Here is a 20,760-nt window from a genome sequence, read left to right as displayed (position 1 = left end):
AAAAAAAAGAGAAATTTAAAATAGAGAACATTTGTTGGGGTAGTCTCGCTTTTCTATTGCTAAGTATGTTAAAATGGAATACATGATTTGAGAGGGAGAGATCGTATTTTGTTTGAGTATGTTACAGGTTATGTAGAGTACGTAGGACCGGAATATATCGTTCTTGACCATAATGGAATTGGCTACCAAATTTTCACGCCAAACCCATATGTATTCCAAAGAAGTAAGCAAGAAATTCGGGTATATACATATCACTATGTAAGAGAAGATATAATGGCACTTTACGGTTTTAAGACACGTGAAGAGCGTTTACTATTTACAAAACTTTTAGGTGTATCGGGAATTGGACCAAAAGGTGCGCTTGCCATTTTAGCCTCAGGTCAAACAGGGCAGGTTGTACAAGCGATTGAGAACGAAGATGAGAAGTTTTTAGTGAAATTTCCGGGTGTTGGAAAGAAAACGGCTCGTCAAATGATTTTAGATTTAAAAGGAAAATTAGCTGATGTTGTACCAGATGCATTCATTGATTTATTCTCAGATGAAGAGCGTTTTGATGAGAAAAAAGGTTCATCAACTGAACTGGACGAGGCACTTGAAGCGCTCCGTGCACTCGGTTATGCAGAACGTGAAATCAATCGCGTCTTGCCGGAGTTATTAAAAGAGTCATTGACGACGGATCAGTATATTAAAAAGGCACTTAGTCTTTTACTAAATGGTAAGAGGTGAGTAGAATGGACGAACGTCTCCTGTCAGGGGAATCTGCATATGAAGATGCAGACTTAGAATATTCGTTGCGGCCACAGACACTCCGTCAATATATTGGCCAAGATAAGGCAAAACATAATTTAGAGGTATTTATTGAGGCTGCAAAAATGCGTGAGGAAACATTGGATCACGTCTTATTATATGGACCACCAGGACTTGGGAAAACAACGCTTGCTAATATTATCGCAAACGAAATGGGAGTTAATATTCGAACGACATCAGGTCCAGCAATTGAAAGGCTAGGAGATTTAGCAGCAGTGTTAACGGCTCTTCAACCTGGTGATGTACTATTTATTGATGAAATTCATCGTTTGCATAGATCTATTGAGGAAGTTTTATATCCAGCAATGGAGGACTTTTGTCTTGATATTGTCATTGGTAAAGGGCCGACTGCACGGTCAGTAAGGCTTGACTTGCCACCTTTTACATTAGTGGGTGCAACAACACGTGCAGGGGCACTGTCAGCTCCGCTTCGTGATCGTTTTGGGGTATTATCAAGACTGGAGTATTATACAGTAGATCAATTATCAGCGATTGTAGAAAGAACAGCAGAAGTGTTTGAAGTGGAAATTGATTCTTTAGCCGCTTTAGAAATTGCAAGGCGTGCTCGTGGTACACCGCGTATCGCGAACCGTCTTTTAAGACGCGTACGGGATTTCGCACAAGTAAGAGGCGATGGAACAATCGCAATGGAAATTACACAAATGGCATTAGAGCTCTTGCAAGTAGATAAATTAGGTCTGGATCACATTGACCATAAATTACTGCTTGGTATTATTGAAAAATTCCGCGGTGGTCCAGTTGGATTAGAGACAGTTTCGGCGACAATTGGTGAAGAATCTCATACAATTGAAGATGTATATGAGCCATATTTACTGCAAATTGGATTCTTACAGCGTACGCCACGAGGAAGAATTGTTACGCCACTTGCATATCAACATTTCGGAATGGAGATGCCAGAAGTATGACGGATATGTCAAAACTTCTTATAACAGCTGGTATTCTTCTCATTGTGATCGGCTTGGCTTGGAAGTTTATCGGAAGGCTTCCAGGCGATATTTTTGTGAAAAAGGGAAACGTTACCTTTTATTTTCCGATCATTACATGTATTGTGTTAAGTATTGTATTATCTTTTATTATGTATATAATAAATCGATTTAAATAGAAATAGGTGGATATAGTTATGGATATTAATCTGTTTGATTTTCATTTACCAGAAGAACTTATTGCGCAAACGCCGCTTGAAAAGCGTGAAACATCAAGGTTAATGGTGTTAGATCGTGAAACAGGTGATATCGAGCATGAGCATTTTAGCGATATTTTAGCGTATTTACATGAAGGAGATTGTTTAGTTTTAAATGAAACAAAAGTTATGCCTGCTCGTTTGCATGGTGTAAAAGAAGATACAGGTGCACATATTGAGGTGCTTCTTTTAAAACAAGAAGAGGGAGATACGTGGGAAACACTTGTGAAACCGGCGAAACGTGTGAAAGAAGGAACTGTTATTTCTTTTGGCGAAGGAAAACTAAAAGCAACATGTGTAGGAACTGCTGATCAAGGCGGTCGTCAACTTGAATTTTCTTATGACGGTATCTTTTATGAGATTTTAGATGAACTGGGAGAAATGCCACTTCCCCCTTACATTAAAGAAACATTAGAAGACCGCGATCGTTACCAAACTGTATATGCGAAGGAAATTGGTTCTGCAGCAGCACCAACAGCGGGTCTGCATTTTACAGAAGAGTTACTGGAGAAATTACAACAAAAAGGTGTGAAATTAGCATTCATTACACTTCATGTTGGTCTTGGAACATTTAGACCAGTTTCGGCTGATAAAATTGAAGATCATCATATGCATGCTGAGTATTATCATATGTCGCAGGAAACGGCTGACGTATTAAATGACGTGAAAGCAAAAGGTGGCCGTATTATTACAGTTGGTACGACATCAACGCGTACACTTGAAACAATTGCTACAGAGCATGATGGTAAACTTTGCGGTGCATCTGGATGGACGGATATCTTTATGTATCCAGGTTATGAATTTAAAGCAATTGACGGTTTAATTACAAACTTCCATTTACCAAAATCAACATTAATTATGCTGGTGAGTGCATTTGCAGGTAGAGAAAATGTGCTTCATGCCTATAATGAAGCAGTGAAAGAAAAATACCGTTTCTTTAGTTTTGGTGATGCGATGTTTCTTGCATCTCATACGAAAGAGAGAATGAAATAAAGAAGGAGTAAATTTATGACAGCAATTCGTTACGAATTTATTAAGAAATGTAAGCAAACGGGCGCACGTTTAGGTCGTGTGCATACGCCACATGGATCTTTTGATACACCGACCTTTATGCCAGTTGGTACATTAGCAACAGTGAAAACAATGTCACCAGAAGAATTAAAAGCGATGGATTCTGGCATTATTTTAAGTAATACGTATCATCTATGGCTGCGTCCAGGTCATGAAATTGTACGTGAAGCAGGTGGCCTGCATAAATTTATGAACTGGGATCGCGCTATTTTAACGGATTCTGGTGGATTCCAAGTATTTAGTTTAAGTGACTTCCGTCGTATTGAAGAAGAAGGTGTGCATTTCCGCAACCATTTAAATGGAGACAAGCTATTTTTATCGCCAGAAAAAGCGATGGAAATTCAAAATGCTTTAGGTTCAGATATTATGATGGCATTTGATGAATGCCCACCATTCCCAGCTACTTTTGAATATATGAAAAAGTCTGTAGAGCGTACAAGCCGTTGGGCAGAGCGTTGTTTAAAAGCGCATCAGCGCCCGGAAGATCAAGGGTTATTCGGTATTGTACAGGGTGGAGAGTTTGAAGAGCTTCGTCGCCAAAGTGCTAAGGACCTTGTTTCAATGGACTTCCCTGGTTACGCTGTAGGCGGTTTATCAGTAGGGGAGCCAAAAGATATTATGAATCGTGTCCTTGAGTTTACAACACCGCTTCTTCCAGAAAATAAACCTCGTTATTTAATGGGAGTCGGTTCTCCTGATTCATTAATTGATGGTGCCATTCGCGGTATCGATATGTTTGACTGTGTACTGCCAACTCGCATTGCTCGAAATGGTACTTGTATGACAAGTCAAGGTCGTCTCGTTGTGAAAAATGCGAAATTTGCAAGAGACTTTGGTCCACTGGATCCAAATTGTGATTGTTACACATGTAAAAATTATTCACGTGCATACATTCGTCACTTAATGAAATGTGATGAAACGTTCGGAATTCGTTTAACGTCTTATCACAATCTGCATTTTCTGTTAAACTTAATGGAGCAGGTGAGACAAGCCATTCGTGAAGATCGTCTTGGTGATTTCCGCGAAGAGTTCTTTGAACAGTATGGCTTTAATAAACCGAATGCTAAAAACTTCTAATACATAATATTAAAGGAGGAACAAAAATGAGTCCTGGTATGATGAATATTGTCATGATTGTTGCAATGTTTGCGATTTTCTATTTCTTATTAATTCGCCCGCAACAAAAACGCCAAAAGGCAGTAGCTCAAATGCAAAGCGAGCTAAAAAAAGGTGATGCGATCGTAACAATCGGTGGTTTACACGGTACAATTGAGTCAGTAGATGATACGACAATTGTTATTAAATCTGGTGGTTCACACTTAACGTTTGATCGCAATGCAATTCGTGAAGTTGTAAAGAAGTAATCATGAAAGCTTTTGCACAGCTTGGAAAAGAGCCTATTTTATCCTAAATAGGCTCTTTTTTTTGCTAAAGTTACAAATTTACTATTTATCCCGCTATTTTAGGGCAGTAAGACTTTCACCTAGAAACAAGGAAGATAGGAGGGATACTAACAGTCCGATTGGTGAGGGCTTCATAATCAGTGAGGGATGAAGAAAACTTCCACTGATTAAAGTTTCACTTTATGTTTAGCGATGGTAAGGTATTGGAAATTGTTGATGCCATTGCTGCCAAGTGCCATGTGGATGTATATGATGCCATTGATTCCAACCCATATAATGTGGCCACATGACATGATGCCATTGTTGCCAAGTATGATGTGGGTGGTGGTGATGCCATTGCTGCCAAGGTACGTAATGATGAGGGTACATTACATTTTCAACTCCTTTAAAGCTTTTGTATAGTTTATGTTTTTTTATTTATAAGGAGCTTATCTGTATATAATATAGGCGTTTTGTACAAGGGATATTGTTACTTTTTCATTTGATGTGGTGTATCATTTTCAGTCATTCTTTTTCTAAAAAAGATCGATAAGTAGTTCGTGTCAAAAATATTTTTATAAAAGGATAAAAAATGTTGACAATCAAAATGACTTATTATAATATTATCTCGAATTCGAGATAAATTAAATTTGTAGAAGATATAAAAATATAGAATGTTTATCCTATTATTTTAAGACAGCCCGTTTCATGAGGGGTGGAGAAATCCTCACTGCGTCACTTTGTTTGCTCAAACATGTAGTTGAGAAAGAATTATCATTTTTTTTGAAAAATATCTCGAATTAAAGATAATATAATTCGAAATAAAATTTCATAATATGAATGTAATTGTATCTTATGGAAAAGATTAAGCGTGAGTTAATTGAAAAAAATAAACCGTATTTACTAGTCAATGAATGAGATTCATGTGGCGAAATTATAAAATAAAAAGGAGCTTATAAAATGAATAAAAAAACGATGGGAATTCACCATATTACAGCAATCGTGGGTCACCCACAAGAAAATGTAGATTTTTATGCAGGGGTTTTAGGATTGCGCTTAGTAAAACAAACGGTAAATTTTGATGACCCGGAAACATATCATCTTTACTTTGGTGATGAAGGTGGAAAACCGGGGACAATCATTACTTTCTTCCCATGGGCAGGCGCTCGCCAAGGAATCATTGGAGATGGACAAGTAGGAGTAACTTCTTACGTTGTTCCAAAAGGTGCAATGGCATTTTGGGAAAAAAGATTAGAAAAGTTCAATATTTCATATACAAAAACAACTCGATTTGGGGAACAATACTTAGAGTTTGATGATCCACACGGACTACATTTAGAGATTGTGGAAAGAGAAGAAGGCGATTTAAATCATTGGAGTTTTGGTGAAGTGAAACCAGAAGTTGCCATTAAAGGATTTGGCGGAGCAACTCTTCTTTCTGCTCAACCAAATAAAACAGCTGAGTTATTAGAACATGTAATGGGCTTAGAAAAAGTTGGAGAAGAAGGCGATTTTGTTCGATTCCGTTCTTCGGCTGATATTGGAAATATCATTGATTTAAAATTAACATCGATTGGACGCGGGCAAATGGGAGTCGGCACTGTGCATCATATTGCATGGCGTGCTAGTGATGATCAAGATCAATTAGATTGGAGAGAACATGTTTCGCGCTATGGATACGGTGTAACACCTGTGCGAGATAGAAACTATTTTAACGCGATTTACTTCAGAGAACATGGAGAAATTTTATTTGAAATTGCAACGGATCCTCCAGGATTTGCGCATGATGAATCACAGGAAACGATGGGAGAACAATTAATGTTACCTGAGCAATATGAACCTTATAGAAAACAACTTGAACGATTATTATTGCCATTTGAAGTAAGAGAATTAGACTGATTTTCTAAGTGAAGGCGATTTGTACTTTTAATACATTTTTACAGTGAATACATGATGAAATAAATAGTTGTTTTCCGTTAGAATCAACAGAAATACAACCATTACTTGACGTACATTTGGAAAATAGAGAGCAAGTTGATTGTTCGGGAAGTAGGAGAGTCGGTCTCGTACTTTTCTAAATAAGATATAAAAAGCTTGAATTGGGACAAAATAGAATCGATATGTTTTTGTTTATTTCATAACCACGTGTAGAGATCGTAACAAACTTTTCCAAAATGGGAATTGTAATCTCAACTTTAGGTGAGAAGAAAACAAAACTTCAATTCATTGCAATGATTATTCAAATCATCTTTGTTATCACAACTTGTATTGTAAGATAAAAGGAGGACAATAGTATGTATCCAGATTTAAAAGGCAAAGTTGTTGTCATTACAGGTGCATCAAAAGGATTAGGAAAGGCGATGGCAGTTCGCTTTGGAGAGGAAAAAGCGAAAGTTGTAGTGAATTATCGTTCGAATGAAGCGGAAGCACAAGAAATAGCAGAAGAAATACAAAAAGCAGGCGGAGAAGCTATTGTAGTAAAAGGCGATGTCACGGTAGAAGCAGATGTAATCAATCTCGTTCAGACAGCTGTGAAAGAGTTTGGTACACTAGATGTCATGATTAATAATGCTGGTATTGAAAATCCGGTAGATTCACATAAAATGCCATTAAGTGATTGGAATCGAGTTATCGAAACAAATTTAACAGGTGCTTTCTTAGGAAGTCGAGAAGCAATCAAATATTTTGTTGAGAATGATATTAAAGGTAGCGTTATTAACATGTCTAGCGTTCACGAGAAAATTCCATGGCCATTATTTGTACACTATGCGGCAAGTAAAGGTGGTATTAAGTTAATGACTGAAACATTAGCATTAGAATATGCACCAAAAGGAATTCGTGTAAACAATATTGGTCCGGGTGCGATCAATACGCCAATTAATGCTGAAAAATTTGCAGATCCAGAAAAACGTGCAGATGTTGAAAGTATGATTCCAATGGGATACATCGGAAAGCCAGAAGAAATTGCGGCGGTGGCAGCATGGCTTGCTTCTTCGCAAGCGAGTTATGTAACAGGAATTACATTATTTGCTGATGGCGGAATGACTTTATATCCATCATTCCAAGCTGGACGTGGCTGATTTTAAATCAATATAGAAAGTAAAAGAGAGATTCTTAATTTTTTCCATAACAAGCCTGCGGAGAAGTTGTCTTTTCTCTGTGGGTTTTATAATTTTTGTTATTTTCATGAATAGAAAAACAAGGAATAGAAAGAATAAAAAAGTATGAGTTATACAACTTGAGTTTATTTTTATTTGTGGATGTAATTCAGTTTGAAACTTACTATGGATCAGTTATTTATTTTTAGTAGAAATCCACATGCTTTTTAGCTTTAAAATCCAAATTGGAGGGATTTCAAATGGCAAAAGATTTTTACAAAGCAATTGAAGACAGAAGATCTATTTATGGAATTAGTAAAGAACAAGTAATTTCTGACGAAAAAATTCAAGAGGTAATTCAGCACGCTGTAAAGCATACACCGTCAGCTTTTAACTCTCAAAGTGCGCGTGTTGTTGTTGTATTAGGAGAACAACATGATAAATTATGGGATCTGACAAAAGAAACATTACGAAAAATTGTTCCTGAAAATAACTTTGGTCCAACTGAAGAAAAAATGAATGCATTTAAAAGCGGTTATGGAACAGTTTTATTCTTTGAAGACGGCAAAGTAGTGGAGAGTCTTCAAGAACAATTTGCATCATATAAAGAAAATTTTCCTAAATGGTCTGAGCAATCATCAGGTATGTTACAATTTGTAATTTGGACAGCATTAGAAATCGAAGGATTCGGTGCAACATTACAGCACTATAATCCATTAATTGATGATGAAGTGAAAAAAGAATGGAATGTTCCAGAAAGCTGGAAACTTATTGCGCAAATGCCATTTGGTAAACCGGTAGCACCAGCTGGAGAAAAGGAATTCCAACCACTAGAAAATCGCGTGAAGTTTTACAAATAATCTAGTTGTATACGGAATGTTTTTTGTTAGAAGGAATACGTTCTGGATAAAAAGCCCTGCAAACGCAGGGCTTTTCTTCGTCATGGTAATCTGTTATTTCCATGTATGATGAGCGCATATTTTTTGTTTTTAATTTAGCTTTGTCGTATTTACTCCTAAGATTCCTCCAAGTGTACTAGCTCCTATTAAAGCAAGTTGATAGAGAAGCTGAGAGTTAGATAAAGTTTGGGAGAAACCTAAGTAATGAACGAGAAATACGAGAATTGCAAAAGTAAGTCCAGTTGTAACCCCGACGAGCCACCCTCTCCCTTGCGCTTTTTTGCCAGCAATAAAACCAGCAATGAGCATAGAAAGAAGAGCAAGTATAAAAATTGTAATTGCTAATGTTCCTTCGTTAATATTTGTGAACTTTAATAAAAGAGCGATGATCATGCTTGTTATAGAAGCAAGAATCAAGATTGTGATAATGCCAGCTCCAATGGCGATAGAGAACTTTTTTGACCCATCCATTGTGCATGCCCCCTTTTTAATACAAACATATTTCAAAATTTGATAAGTTAGACTAGTTTCTTGTACATAGAGAGCGTTCTTACTATATAAATAGTTTACGAAGGAAAGGGATTCTTCGTAATTCTTCTTTCCGAATGAGCTTAAAGATGAGCAGGAGAACGATGTAAATAAGTGTAGTCAATGTAATTTCCCATAATGTTTGTATGCCGAGTGATTGAGAAAATATAACATGGTGATGAAGATAAAATCCAAACGTACCTGCGGCTAGGATGGCAATACCCCCATAAAGATAGTCTTTTAAATAAATGGTGAATGTAATTTTTTTTAAGACGGTCGCATAATGGAGAAATGTTACTGTAATAATATTAGCAGCAATGGCAAGTGCAACCCCCATCATTTGAAATTCCGGTCTTGAGGCGAGAATAAAGATAACAAGTAACTTTACAATCGCACCAACAAATGTATTCATCATCGCAGCTCTAGCTAAGTTTAAAGCTTGTAAAACGGATGTGAGCGGGCTTTGAAAATAATGAAATAAAAAACAAGGTGCAAGTAGTCGTATAAATGCAGTGGCGCTATCAGAACCATACATAAGAGTTAACACGGGTGAAGCGAATACATACAGAATGATGACGGACCAACCGCCTGTAATTAAAGAAATTCGCAATGCTTGTTGCAAACGGTATTCTACTAACTGATGTTGCCTTTTCGCCATCGCTTCGCTAATAGATGGTACGAGTGCTGTAGAAAGGGCATATGTAATGAATGCAGGTAGCGATAGAAGGGGAAAGGCATAGCCATTTAAGATGCCATATTGCTGTGTAGCGACAGAAGCGGCAACACCAGCAATTGCCAAACTTTGCATGACGACAATCGGCTCAAAAAAATAAGAAATGGATCCAATTAAGCGGCTTCCTGTCGTCGGCAGTGCAATTTCCATAAGCGAATGAAACGTATGTTTACTCTCTTTCACAGTGTTTAGAAAACCGTTGCGTATGGAAATATGTTTTTCACGCTGGAATAATGTGAGTAGAAATAATAAAGAAGCAACCTCACCAAGGACAGCTGAAAGCATAGCACCTGCTGCTGCATATTCAACGCCATAAGGTAAAAATAGACGAATGCAGATAGCGATAATTGTGATGCGGACTACTTGTTCTAGTACTTGTGCATAAGCGCCTGGCTTCATATTTTGTTTTCCTTGGAAATACCCTCGTAACACAGATGAAACAGCAATGACAGGAACAACAGGTAAAATAGCTATTAATGGATAGTAGGTTCTTTCATCAGTTAAAAGTGTTTTAGCTAAAATAGGTGTGAGCAGCATAATAGCAATCGTTAAAATAATACTGATCACAGATGTAACCGCTAGTGATACGGTTAAGATTCTTTTGACCTTTTGCCGGTCATTCATTGCCTCTGCTTCGGCAACGAATTTTGCAATAGCAACGGGAAGGCCGATTTGTGTTAAAACAATGGCTAAGATGAAAGTAGGGACAGCCATCATATACAGACCGACACCTTCTTCTCCTAAAATGCGCGCCATTACAATACGGTTAATAAACCCAAGGATTTTTGTAATCAAGCCAGCTAGCATTAAAATAAATGCACCTCGTAAAAAGCTTTGTCTTGTCATGATCTTTTTCTCCTACCTTCTCAAAATCAATGGAATGATTTACAATAATTTATATGCACGTATGAGACAAGAATGACAAGCATTTAAGAAGAGCAGAAAGAAACAAAATGATTAAATGCAGTTATTGCTGTCCATTAGAGCGGGATTTAAAGCGACTTTTCGTGCTGAGATAAGAAGGAGATGTGATGTAAATTGGAAAAAGAAGATATTGTAGAAGCTTACCGCGGACAGTTACAAGTCGTTTTACAAAGTAAGATAGAAGAGTTCCAAATGATCGGGTATGATCAAGTCACAATAGAAGATATTTGGAAGTACTTGAAATTAAAAAAATGGAAAAAGGTAGATAGCAATGTTAGATTATATGAATTAGTAAATGATATATTAAAGCTAACTGCAAATGAGTATATGACGTATTTAACTGTGGAAGCATATCAAGCGCCGCTTTCGTCATTTGAAGAGTATGAAAATAAATAACTGACTGCAATTGGTTTGTTCTTCCTTTTGCAGTATAATGATAGGTATTAATAAAGAGGAGTTTATTATTGTCTAAGATTTTATATAAAAGGAGGTAGGATATAGACACAATCATTGATATATGTAGGTGATAGTATTCTTCAATAGAACGAACCGTTACCTATATGCTAGCGATGAGCTAGTCAAACATTGAAAAATTTACAGAAAGGAAGTCTACTAACTGGACAAATATACATGTGAATATTGTCTCATATAAGATTACAATTACTTATGATGTTAGTAGCAGAAAGAAGGTACATATGGCAAAGCGTAGTACAAGAATTGTCGCCTTTTTTCTCATTGTTTTATTAATCGGTGGGATTATTGGTGCGGCAGGAAAAAACATAACAAAAGGCATTAGTCTTGGGCTAGACCTTCGCGGTGGTTTTGAAATCTTGTATCAAGTAAAACCAGCAAAGAAGGGGGATAAAATCGATCACGATGCACTTGTAAGTACAGTCGGTGCTTTGAATAACCGTGTCAATGTGCTTGGTGTAAGTGAGCCGAACATTCAAATCGAAGGAAAAGATCGAATTCGTGTTCAGCTTGCTGGCGTAAAAGATCAACAAAAGGCACGTGAAATTTTATCTACTCAAGCAAAGTTAACATTCCGTGATGTGAATGATAATCTTCTTATGGATGGGACAGATTTAAAAGGCGGAGGAGCAAAGCAAACATTTGATGAACAAGGACGACCAAGCGTTGGACTTACATTAAAAAGTGCTGATAAATTCCGCGAAGTAACAGAAAAAATTTCTAAAATGCCACCACCAACAAACTTGATGGTAATTTGGCTTGATTTTGAAGAAGGTAAGGATTCTTATAAAGCAGAATCTGCAAAACCAAATCCAAAATTTTTATCAGCAGCAACAGTAAATCAAGTATTTAATCAAGCGGAAGTTTCTATCGTAGGTGGAAACTTTACAGTTGAAAGTGCAAAACAACTTTCATCCTTATTAAATGCAGGGGCACTTCCTGTTGATTTAAAAGAAATGTATTCAACATCTGTTGGGGCGAAATTTGGTCAACAAGCATTAGAAGAAACAATTTTTGCTAGTGTGATTGGCATAGCTCTTATTTTCTTATTCATGCTTGTATTCTATCGTTTACCAGGATTTATCGCAGTTATTATGCTAGGGCTGTATATTTTTGTAACGCTTCTTGTCTTTAACTGGATGCATGCTGTTCTTACATTGCCAGGTATTGCGGCCTTAGTGCTCGGGGTTGGTATCGCTGTTGATGCGAATATTATTACGTACGAGAGATTGAAGGAAGAATTGCGAATTGGTAAGTCCATGATGTCAGCATATCGCTCTGGTAACCATCGTTCTTTAGCGACAATTTTGGATGCGAATATTACAACTCTTGCAGCAGCCGGTGTGCTATTCGTATATGGTACAAGCTCTGTACAAGGGTTTGCAACAAGTTTGATTGTAAGTATTTTTGTTGGTTTTGTTACGAACGTATTCGGTACTCGTTTCTTACTAGGATTACTTGTGAAGAGCCGTTATTTTGATAAAAAACCAGCTTACTTTGGTGTGAAACAAAAAGAAATTATTCCATTGTCAAAAGGTGTTGAGCATGCACCAACAAAATTTGACCGTATTAACTTTGTAAATATCGGTCATAAATTTTTATTATTCTCCATTGTAGTTGTTATTGCAGGAGCAATTATACTACCAATTTTCAAAATGAACTTAGGTATTGACTTTGCAAGTGGTACACGTATGGACTTGCAATCAAAACAAACAATTAGCGTTTCTCAAGTTCATAAAGATTTACATGAATTGAAAATTGATGTGAAAGAGGAAGATATTGTACCGACAGGTGATGACAATAAAGGATTCGCTGTTCGTACAATTGGTGTTTTATCAAAAGAGGAAATTGCAAAAGCGAAAACATTCTTCCATGATAAATATGGCACAGAACCAAACGTAAGCACAGTTTCGCCAACAATCGGGAAGGAAATCGCACAAAATGCCTTCATCGCAGTTCTGATTGCTTCAGCGGTTATCATACTATATGTAAGCATTCGTTTCCGATTTACATATGCGGTAGCTGCTGTCGCAGCATTACTCCATGATGCATTTGTAATGATTGTGATGTTTAGTATTTTCCATCTGGAAGTAGATTTGACATTTATTGCAGCTGTCTTAACCATTATCGGTTATTCGATCAATGACTCGATTGTTACATTTGACAGAAACCGTGAACTATACAAACAGAAAAAACGTATTCGCGATTTGAAAGATCTAGAAGAAATTGTAAATGCGAGTATTCGTCAAACAATTGGTCGTTCTATTAATACAGTATTAACTGTGTTATTCCCTGTTATTGCACTGATGATTTTCGGTAGTGAATCGTTACGAAACTTCTCGTTTGCATTAATGGTAGGATTAGTTGTAGGTACGTATTCTTCTGTTTTCGTTGCATCCCAAATTTGGCTCATGCTTGAAAATCGTCGTTTAAAAAAAGGAAAGAAAAAGATAGTAGCAGAAGAATCTAAACCACAAGTTTAAAAATGAGAAAAATAAAAGATGATGTCTCTTTCGAGGCATCTCTTTTTTCGTCTATGGATACAATAAAGAGATATTTCCTTTTGGGTACTTGGCTAAAGGAAGTAGAACCAATTGGGGGCTGAAGAGAAGCTTGCTTCTTTAGGTTAGGAAACTGTTGGAATAGGATGAAGTGATGCTCTTTCTTATGAAAGTAGTAATAGATAAACGAGAAGGGAGTGATACGATCGCTAGCATTTTTGCTACAATGAAAAGGTATTTTGAGAAAAGAAGGGATTTCAGTTATGGAAAAAGATGAACGTTTTAAACAGGCGGAGTTTGGAGCTATTGTCGGAATCGTTGGGAATATTGTGCTAGCGATTGTGAAAGCAGTAATCGGCTATATGGGAAATAGTAAAGCGCTTTTAGCAGATGCAGTTCATTCCGCATCGGATGTAGTTGGTTCGTTAGCTGTCTTTTTTGGGCTGCGTGCAGCAAAGCAACCCCCTGATGAAGATCACCCTTATGGTCATGGAAAAGCGGAATCGATCTCAGCGATTATTGTTGCAGTGTTATTATTTATTGTTGGAATTGAAATTGCTATATCTTCGATTAAAGCTTTTACCGAGGAACTTGAGCCGCCGAAAGGGATTGCCATTTTTGCTGTTATTCTTTCTATCGTTGTTAAGGAAGGGATGTTTCAATATAAGTATCGGTTAGGGAAACGGGTAAATAGTGATGCAATTATTGCAAATGCATATGAGCACCGCTCAGATGTGTTTTCTTCAATTGCAGCTTTAATCGGAATTTGTGCGGCAATTATTGGAAATCGAATAGGTGCTAGTTGGCTTGTGTATGCTGATCCTGTTGCAGGACTATTTGTCTCATTACTTGTTGTAAAGATGGCATGGGACATTGGGGGAGAGGCGATTCATACGACACTTGATCATGTTCTGCATGAAGAACATGTCATTCCGTTAAGGGAAGCAGTTCTTCAAGTAGAAGGTGTGAAGAAAATAGGTTCTCTATATGCGCGTGAGCATGGGCATTATGTAATTGTTGATATTAAAGTGTCTGTTGACCCATATATTACAGTGGAAGAAGGGCATCGTATTGGGAAATGTGTAAAAGAAGTATTAATGCGGCAAGATAATGTCCAAAATGTGTTTGTTCATATTAATCCGTATTCGCCAGATTAATACGAATGTTGTGGAATGGTGAATGATATTGTCACCCCTTAATCTGTCTTGTATAATGAACAGGTTAAGGGGTGATTTCGTGTTACAACCGAAAACGCGTTGGAAAGAAAAAACATATAATGAAGAACTGGTGAAGGAATTAGCAAGTAAATTGCAATTATCACCACTTGTTATTTCGTTATTCCTCGGCAGAGGTTTAGATACAGAAGATAAGATTATGGATTTTTTTAATACAGCAGAGCAAGAGTTTCATGATCCATTTTTACTAGAAGGAATGGATCGGACAGTAGAGCGTGTGAAACAGGCTATCCAAAATGGAGAACAGATTTTAATATTTGGTGACTATGATGCAGACGGAGTAAGTAGTACGACCGTACTATTTTTAGCACTCCAAGAATTAGGAGCAGATGTGGAATTTTATATTCCAAACCGTTTTACGGAAGGGTATGGACCAAATGAAGAGGCGTTTCGTTGGGCACACCGAGCAGGTTTTTCTTTAATTATTACGGTTGATACAGGAATAGCAGCAGTACATGAGGCCCAAGTGGCAAAAGAGCTTGGAATCGATTTAATTATTACAGATCATCATGAGCCACCGCCAGAACTTCCGGAAGCACTTGCGATTATTCATCCGAAGCTTGAGGGCGGTGTATATCCGTTTCACTATTTAGCAGGGGTTGGTGTTGCTTTTAAAGTAGCGCATGCGTTACTAGGGCGTGTTCCGGAGCATTTGCTAGAAATTGCTGTTATTGGTACAGTAGCTGATTTAGTATCACTTCATGGTGAGAATCGATTAATTGTACAGCGCGGATTAAAACATATGCGAATGACAAAAAACATCGGTTTAAAAGCACTTTTTAAAGTGGCGAATGTCTCGCAAAGTGAAATTACAGAAGAAAGTATTGGCTTTTTGCTAGCACCTCGTATTAATGCGGTTGGACGTTTAGAAGATGCTGCTCCGGCGGTTCATCTTCTCCTATCAGAAGATCCAGAAGAAGCGAAAGAACTGGCAGAAGAAATTGATGGACTAAACAAACTTCGAAAAGATATTGTGAAACAAATTACAGAAGAAGCAATTGTTGAGGTGGAATGTAAGTATCCACCAGAGGAGAATAAAGTGCTTGTTCTTGCGAAAGAAGGATGGAACCCAGGGGTAATTGGAATTGTTGCTTCTAAATTGGTGGAACGTTTTTATCGTCCGACGATTGTGTTAAGTATTGATTCTGAGAAGCAAATTGCTAAAGGATCTGCGCGCAGTATTGAAGGATTTGATTTGTTTGCTAATTTATCGGATTGTAGAGATTTATTACCTCATTTTGGAGGACATCCAATGGCGGCAGGGATGACGCTTCATATGAATGATGTAGAGGAACTGAGACGCCGTTTGAATGAACAAGCAAATGCAGTCTTAGTAGAGGAAGATTTTATTCCGATTACAACTATAGATGCGATTTGTAAAGTAGAGGACGTCACGCTTTCAGCAATTGAAGATATGCAGAAGTTGGCACCATTTGGTGTTGGGAATCCAAAACCGCGTATTGCAGTGAAAGATGCTGATTTAGAAAGCATTCGCGCAATCGGATCAGATGGCTCTCATTTAAAAATGGCTCTTCGGGATGGACAAGCTACGCTAGATACAATTGGTTTTGGATTTGGTTCCTATGCAAAAGAGATTTCTCCAGTTGCAAAAGTTTCTGTTGTAGGAGAAGTATCTATTAACGAATGGAATAATTTTAAGAAACCGCAGTTAATGGTGCAAGATATCGCAGTAGAAGCGTGGCAACTATTTGATTGGCGCAGTATGCGTAATGTAGAAACGAATTTGGCGGAACTTCCAAAAGAAAAAATAGTTATCGTGTATTTTTCTGAAGATGTATTGAATAAATTTTCTTTAGAAGATTATAAAGAGCAACTTGTGCATGCATCAGCAGTCACTCGTTTAGATGGTGAGTATGTTGTGTTACTTGACTTACCAAAAGGGATAGAAGAGTTGCGAAGTGTATTTCAAGTTGGCTTCCCGGCTCGTATTTACACGTTATTTTATCAAGAAAATAATCATTTGTTTAGCACGGTTCCAACGAGAGAACACTTTAAATGGTATTACTCTTTCTTACATCAAAAAGCTCCATTTTCTTTAAGACAATATGGCGAGCAACTATGCCGTCATAAAGGGTGGTCAAAAGATACAGTAAATTTCATGACACAGGTGTTTTTTGAGCTAGAATTTGTTACAATAAAAGACGGTGTCATTTTTATGGCCGAGCAAATTCAAAAGCGTGATTTAACTGAATCGAACACATATCGTGAGAAAATGAACCATTTACAACTTGAAAAAGAATTGGTTTATAGCACATATCAACAGCTATACACATGGTTTGAAACGATTCGTAATCATAAAGAAATAGAACAGTTAAGATAAGGGGTTTGTTATTTACAGGCCTTTCATATCTGAGGAGGATTCAGAAACATGGATTTTAAGCAACATATCGCAATTGTACCAGATTATCCAAAAGAAGGAATTGTATTTAAAGATATTACACCTTTAATGAACGATGGGAAAGCGTATAAAGCGGCAACAGATGAAATCGTTGCTTATGCAAAAGAAAGAAACATCGATCTTGTAGTAGGGCCAGAAGCGCGTGGATTTATTATTGGTTGCCCAGTTTCTTATGCATTAGAAGTAGGATTTGCGCCTGTTCGTAAATTAGGAAAATTACCACGAGAAATTATTAAAGTTGATTACGGTAAAGAGTATGGTAAAGATGTTCTAACAATTCATAAAGATGCTATTAAGCCAGGTCAGCGAGTATTAATTACAGATGATTTATTAGCTACAGGCGGAACAATTGAAGCAACGATTCAACTTGTTGAAGAACTTGGTGGAATTGTAGCTGGTATTGCATTTTTAGTAGAGCTTACTTATTTAGAAGGTCGTGAAAAATTAGAAGGTTACGATGTATTAGTATTAGAAAAATACTAATGATAAGATAGGTAAAGTTACGGTGATAAAAAGTACCCGTGAATCTCTTGGAGAGGAGCGGGTACTTTTGTATAATTGTACAAAAAAGTATGGCGAAATATCAGTAAAATCTTTTCCTTTTCACAATTCACAATCATTAGGTTATAATGGTAGAATAAAATTTATTCTACTGACAAGGGAAAGACAATTTTCAATAAAAGGTGATTCGATGGCAAATGAGCAAGTACTAACAGCTGAACAGGTACTCGAAAAAGCGGGACAATATTTAGCGGACGATGATATCGAACTGGTGGCGCGTGCCTATGAATATGCACGTGATGCACATAGCGAACAGTATAGAAAATCGGGCGAACCATATATTATTCATCCGATTCAAGTTGCAGGTATTTTAGTTGATTTACACATGGATCCATCTACAGTATCAGCTGGATTTTTACATGATGTAGTAGAAGATACAGAAGTTACGTTAGAGGATATTGAACGGGAATTTAGTAAAGAAATTGCAATGCTTGTTGATGGTGTTACAAAACTTGGAAAAATCAAATATAAGTCTCATGAACAGCAACAGGCAGAGAACCATCGCAAAATGTTTATTGCAATGGCGCAAGATATTCGTGTCATTTTAATTAAATTAGCTGACCGGCTTCACAATATGCGTACGCTTAAGCATTTGCCTCAAGAAAAGCAGCGTCGCATTGCAAATGAAACGTTAGAAATTTTTGCACCTTTAGCCCATAGGCTCGGAATCAATACGATTAAATGGGAGCTTGAAGATACATCACTTCGTTATTTAAACCCGCAACAATATTATCGTATTGTGAATTTGATGAAGCGAAAACGCGCGGAACGTGAAGAATATTTAGATGAAGTTATGACAAGTATTCAAGAGAAACTAAATGAGGTTTCTATTCATCCAGATATTTCAGGAAGACCGAAACATATTTATAGCATTTATCGTAAAATGGCACTTCAAAATAAACAATTTAATGAAATTTATGATTTGTTAGCTGTGCGTGTTGTTGTGAATAGTATTAAGGATTGCTATGCGGTATTAGGAATTATTCATACGTGCTGGAAACCGATGCCAGGACGTTTTAAAGATTATATCGCCATGCCAAAAGCAAACCTATATCAATCGTTGCATACAACTGTCATTGGTCCAAAGGGCGATCCGCTTGAAGTGCAAATTCGTACGAAGGAAATGCATGAAATTGCCGAATATGGAATTGCGGCACATTGGGCATATAAAGAAGGAAAAGCAGCAGCAACAGGAACACTTGAGAAGAAATTAACATGGTTCAGACAAATATTAGAATGGCAAAATGAAGCTTCTAATGCGGAAGAATTTATGGAGTCATTAAAGATTGATTTATTCTCCGATATGGTGTTTGTCTTTACACCAAAAGGTGATGTAATGGAATTGCCAATGGGTTCTGTTCCAATTGATTTTGCATACCGTGTTCATTCAGAAATCGGTAATAAGACCATTGGCGCAAAAGTAAATGGTAAAATGGTCACTCTTGATTATAAGTTAAAAACAGGTGACATTATTGAAATTTTAACTTCTAAACATTCATATGGACCAAGTCAAGATTGGGTAAAACTTGCACAAACTTCTCATGCGAAAAATAAGATTCGTCAATTTTTCAAAAAGCAACGTCGTGAAGAGAATATTGACAAAGGGCGCGAACTTGTTGAAAAAGAAGTGCGTAGCTTAGAGTTTGAAATGAAAGAAGTGCTCGCACCAGATAATTTAAAACGCGTTGCGGAGAAATTTAATTTTGCTAATGAAGAAGATATGTTTGCAGCGGTAGGATATAACGGTATTACAGCTGCGCAAATTGTAACGCGATTAACGGACAAGTTCCGCAAACAACGTGAAGAAGAGCAAGATATTGTTGAGGTTAAAGAAGTTCGTAAACCAATGAAAATTCGAAAATGGGACTCCGGAGTAAAAGTAAGTGGTGCAGATAATTTGTTAATCCGTTTATCAAAATGTTGTAACCCAGTTCCCGGTGACGATATTATCGGATATATTACGAAAGGCCGCGGTGTCTCTATTCATCGCCGTGACTGCGTGAATGTGCACACAGAGGAAGCGAAGGAGCGTTTATTAGAGGTCGAGTGGGAAGGAAGCCCTGAAAAAGAAATTGAGTATAATGTTGATATTGAAATTTCTGGTTACGATCGTCGCGGGTTGTTAAATGAGGTGCTACAAGCTGTTACAGAAACGAAAACTTACATTTCGGCTGTTTCGGGTCGAAGTGACCGCAATAAAATGGCGACCATTAACATGTCGATTTCCATTCGTAACTTACACCATTTGAAAAAGGTAGTAGAGCGTATTAAACAAGTTCCAGAAATTTATGCAGTACGTCGTATGATGCATTAATAGGGAGTGTATAACATATGAGAGTTGTCTTACAGCGATCAAAGGAAGCGTCTGTCACAGTAGATGGTGAGATTGTGGGACAAATTCCGTTTGGCTTAACTTTACTAGTTGGCATTACACATGAAGATACAGAAAAAGATGCAACTTACATTGCTGAAAAAATTGCGAACTTACGTATTTTTGAAGATGAGAATGGCAAAATGAACCATTCTATACTTGATGTAAAAGGACAAGTTTTATCGATTTCGCAATTTACATTATACGGGGATTGTCGTAAAGGAAGACGTCCAAACTTTATGGATGCTGCGAAACCTGATTATGCAGAGCGCTTATACGATTTCTTTAACGAAGAAATTCGTAAACAAGGACTGCACGTAGAAACAGGTAAATTCGGAGCAATGATGGACGTTTCTTTAGTAAACGATGGCCCGGTGACCTTAATTGTAGAAAGTAAATAGTATTTTCGAAGAAGAGAGGAGTATGTGATCCTCTCTTTTTGTAATTTCTTTTAATGGTATATTTTTCTAATTGCTGTTATGATATTTGTGAAAATTAATATATTTTGGGGGATTATGGGAGGAGAATTTGATGGGAACTTTTGTACTTGTTCATGGTG

Annotated in this window: 18 protein-coding genes; 16 read left to right on the top strand and 2 right to left on the bottom strand. The window is 37.2% G+C overall.

Translation table 11 applies throughout. The annotated features are described in order from the left end of the window. Window positions 1–108: 108 nt before the first annotated feature. The 9 genes from ruvA (at window position 109) to MR058_RS17640 (ending at window position 8,419) form a co-directional block, all read left to right on the top strand. A complete protein-coding gene (gene ruvA / locus MR058_RS17680) occupies window positions 109–726 on the top strand; it encodes a Holliday junction DNA helicase RuvA (protein ID WP_242145221.1) in 618 nt (205 codons plus the stop codon). 5 nt (window positions 727–731) lie between these two features. Then, window positions 732–1,733: a Holliday junction branch migration DNA helicase RuvB gene (gene ruvB / locus MR058_RS17675; RefSeq protein WP_242145220.1), complete on the top strand. Its 1,002-nt coding sequence runs from the start codon at window positions 732–734 to the stop codon at window positions 1,731–1,733. Continuing rightward, complete coding sequence (locus MR058_RS17670; protein WP_242145219.1) at window positions 1,730–1,930, top strand: DUF2905 domain-containing protein; 201 nt, start codon at window positions 1,730–1,732, stop codon at window positions 1,928–1,930. Before ruvB ends, MR058_RS17670 begins: the two co-directional genes overlap by 4 nt. 18 nt (window positions 1,931–1,948) lie before the next feature. Then, on the top strand, window positions 1,949–3,001 hold the full coding sequence (gene queA / locus MR058_RS17665) for a tRNA preQ1(34) S-adenosylmethionine ribosyltransferase-isomerase QueA (protein WP_242145218.1): 1,053 nt from the start codon (window positions 1,949–1,951) through the stop codon (window positions 2,999–3,001). Between the two features lie 15 nt (window positions 3,002–3,016). Continuing rightward, the gene (gene tgt, locus MR058_RS17660) at window positions 3,017–4,156 is read left to right on the top strand and encodes a tRNA guanosine(34) transglycosylase Tgt (protein ID WP_242145216.1); all 1,140 of its coding nucleotides are present in this window, start codon (window positions 3,017–3,019) and stop codon (window positions 4,154–4,156) included. 26 nt (window positions 4,157–4,182) lie between these two features. Further along, a complete protein-coding gene (gene yajC / locus MR058_RS17655; protein WP_242145214.1) occupies window positions 4,183–4,443 on the top strand; it encodes a preprotein translocase subunit YajC in 261 nt (86 codons plus the stop codon). 978 nt (window positions 4,444–5,421) lie between these two features. After that, window positions 5,422–6,360 carry a ring-cleaving dioxygenase gene (locus MR058_RS17650; protein WP_242145213.1) on the top strand — a complete coding sequence of 313 codons (939 nt, stop codon included), beginning with the start codon at window positions 5,422–5,424 and terminating at the stop codon, window positions 6,358–6,360. A gap of 395 nt (window positions 6,361–6,755) precedes the next feature. Continuing rightward, window positions 6,756–7,541, top strand: a complete 786-nt coding sequence (gene gdh, locus MR058_RS17645; RefSeq protein WP_242145211.1) for a glucose 1-dehydrogenase — start codon at window positions 6,756–6,758, stop codon at window positions 7,539–7,541. A 278-nt stretch (window positions 7,542–7,819) separates the two neighbouring features. Further along, on the top strand, window positions 7,820–8,419 hold the full coding sequence (locus MR058_RS17640; RefSeq protein WP_242145209.1) for a nitroreductase family protein: 600 nt from the start codon (window positions 7,820–7,822) through the stop codon (window positions 8,417–8,419). Window positions 8,420–8,548: 129 nt separating this feature from the next. Here MR058_RS17640 and MR058_RS17635 read toward each other — a convergent pair whose 3' ends face one another. Both MR058_RS17635 and spoVB read right to left on the bottom strand, forming a co-directional pair. After that, the gene (locus MR058_RS17635; RefSeq protein ID WP_242145207.1) at window positions 8,549–8,929 is read right to left on the bottom strand and encodes a TIGR04086 family membrane protein; all 381 of its coding nucleotides are present in this window, start codon (window positions 8,927–8,929) and stop codon (window positions 8,549–8,551) included. An 82-nt stretch (window positions 8,930–9,011) separates the two neighbouring features. Continuing rightward, on the bottom strand, window positions 9,012–10,565 hold the full coding sequence (spoVB, locus tag MR058_RS17630; RefSeq protein WP_242145206.1) for a stage V sporulation protein B: 1,554 nt from the start codon (window positions 10,563–10,565) through the stop codon (window positions 9,012–9,014). 192 nt (window positions 10,566–10,757) lie between these two features. Here spoVB and MR058_RS17625 point away from each other — a divergent pair, with 192 nt between their 5' ends. From MR058_RS17625 to MR058_RS17595, 7 genes are all read left to right on the top strand, one after another. Further along, a complete protein-coding gene (locus MR058_RS17625) occupies window positions 10,758–11,039 on the top strand; it encodes a post-transcriptional regulator (RefSeq protein WP_242145205.1) in 282 nt (93 codons plus the stop codon). A gap of 299 nt (window positions 11,040–11,338) precedes the next feature. Continuing rightward, entirely contained in the window at window positions 11,339–13,597 is a 2,259-nt protein-coding gene (secDF, locus tag MR058_RS17620; RefSeq protein WP_242145204.1) for a protein translocase subunit SecDF, read from the top strand. Between the two features lie 281 nt (window positions 13,598–13,878). Beyond that, window positions 13,879–14,772 (top strand): cation diffusion facilitator family transporter, encoded by an 894-nt coding sequence (locus tag MR058_RS17615; protein ID WP_242145203.1) that lies wholly within the window; start codon window positions 13,879–13,881, stop codon window positions 14,770–14,772. A gap of 79 nt (window positions 14,773–14,851) precedes the next feature. Further along, window positions 14,852–17,191 (top strand): single-stranded-DNA-specific exonuclease RecJ, encoded by a 2,340-nt coding sequence (recJ, locus tag MR058_RS17610; protein ID WP_242145202.1) that lies wholly within the window; start codon window positions 14,852–14,854, stop codon window positions 17,189–17,191. A 48-nt stretch (window positions 17,192–17,239) separates the two neighbouring features. Beyond that, the gene (locus MR058_RS17605; protein WP_242145201.1) at window positions 17,240–17,752 is read left to right on the top strand and encodes an adenine phosphoribosyltransferase; all 513 of its coding nucleotides are present in this window, start codon (window positions 17,240–17,242) and stop codon (window positions 17,750–17,752) included. A 208-nt stretch (window positions 17,753–17,960) separates the two neighbouring features. Then, a complete protein-coding gene (gene relA / locus MR058_RS17600; protein ID WP_242145199.1) occupies window positions 17,961–20,144 on the top strand; it encodes a GTP diphosphokinase in 2,184 nt (727 codons plus the stop codon). Between the two features lie 17 nt (window positions 20,145–20,161). After that, window positions 20,162–20,602 (top strand): D-tyrosyl-tRNA(Tyr) deacylase, encoded by a 441-nt coding sequence (locus MR058_RS17595; RefSeq protein WP_242145197.1) that lies wholly within the window; start codon window positions 20,162–20,164, stop codon window positions 20,600–20,602. Window positions 20,603–20,760 lie beyond the last annotated feature (158 nt).

The organism is Bacillus cereus group sp. BfR-BA-01430 (genome assembly GCF_022663115.1).
Classification (GTDB): Bacteria; Bacillota; Bacilli; order Bacillales; family Bacillaceae_G; genus Bacillus_A; species Bacillus_A cereus_BD.
This window is presented reverse-complemented; position numbering and strand designations above follow the sequence as displayed.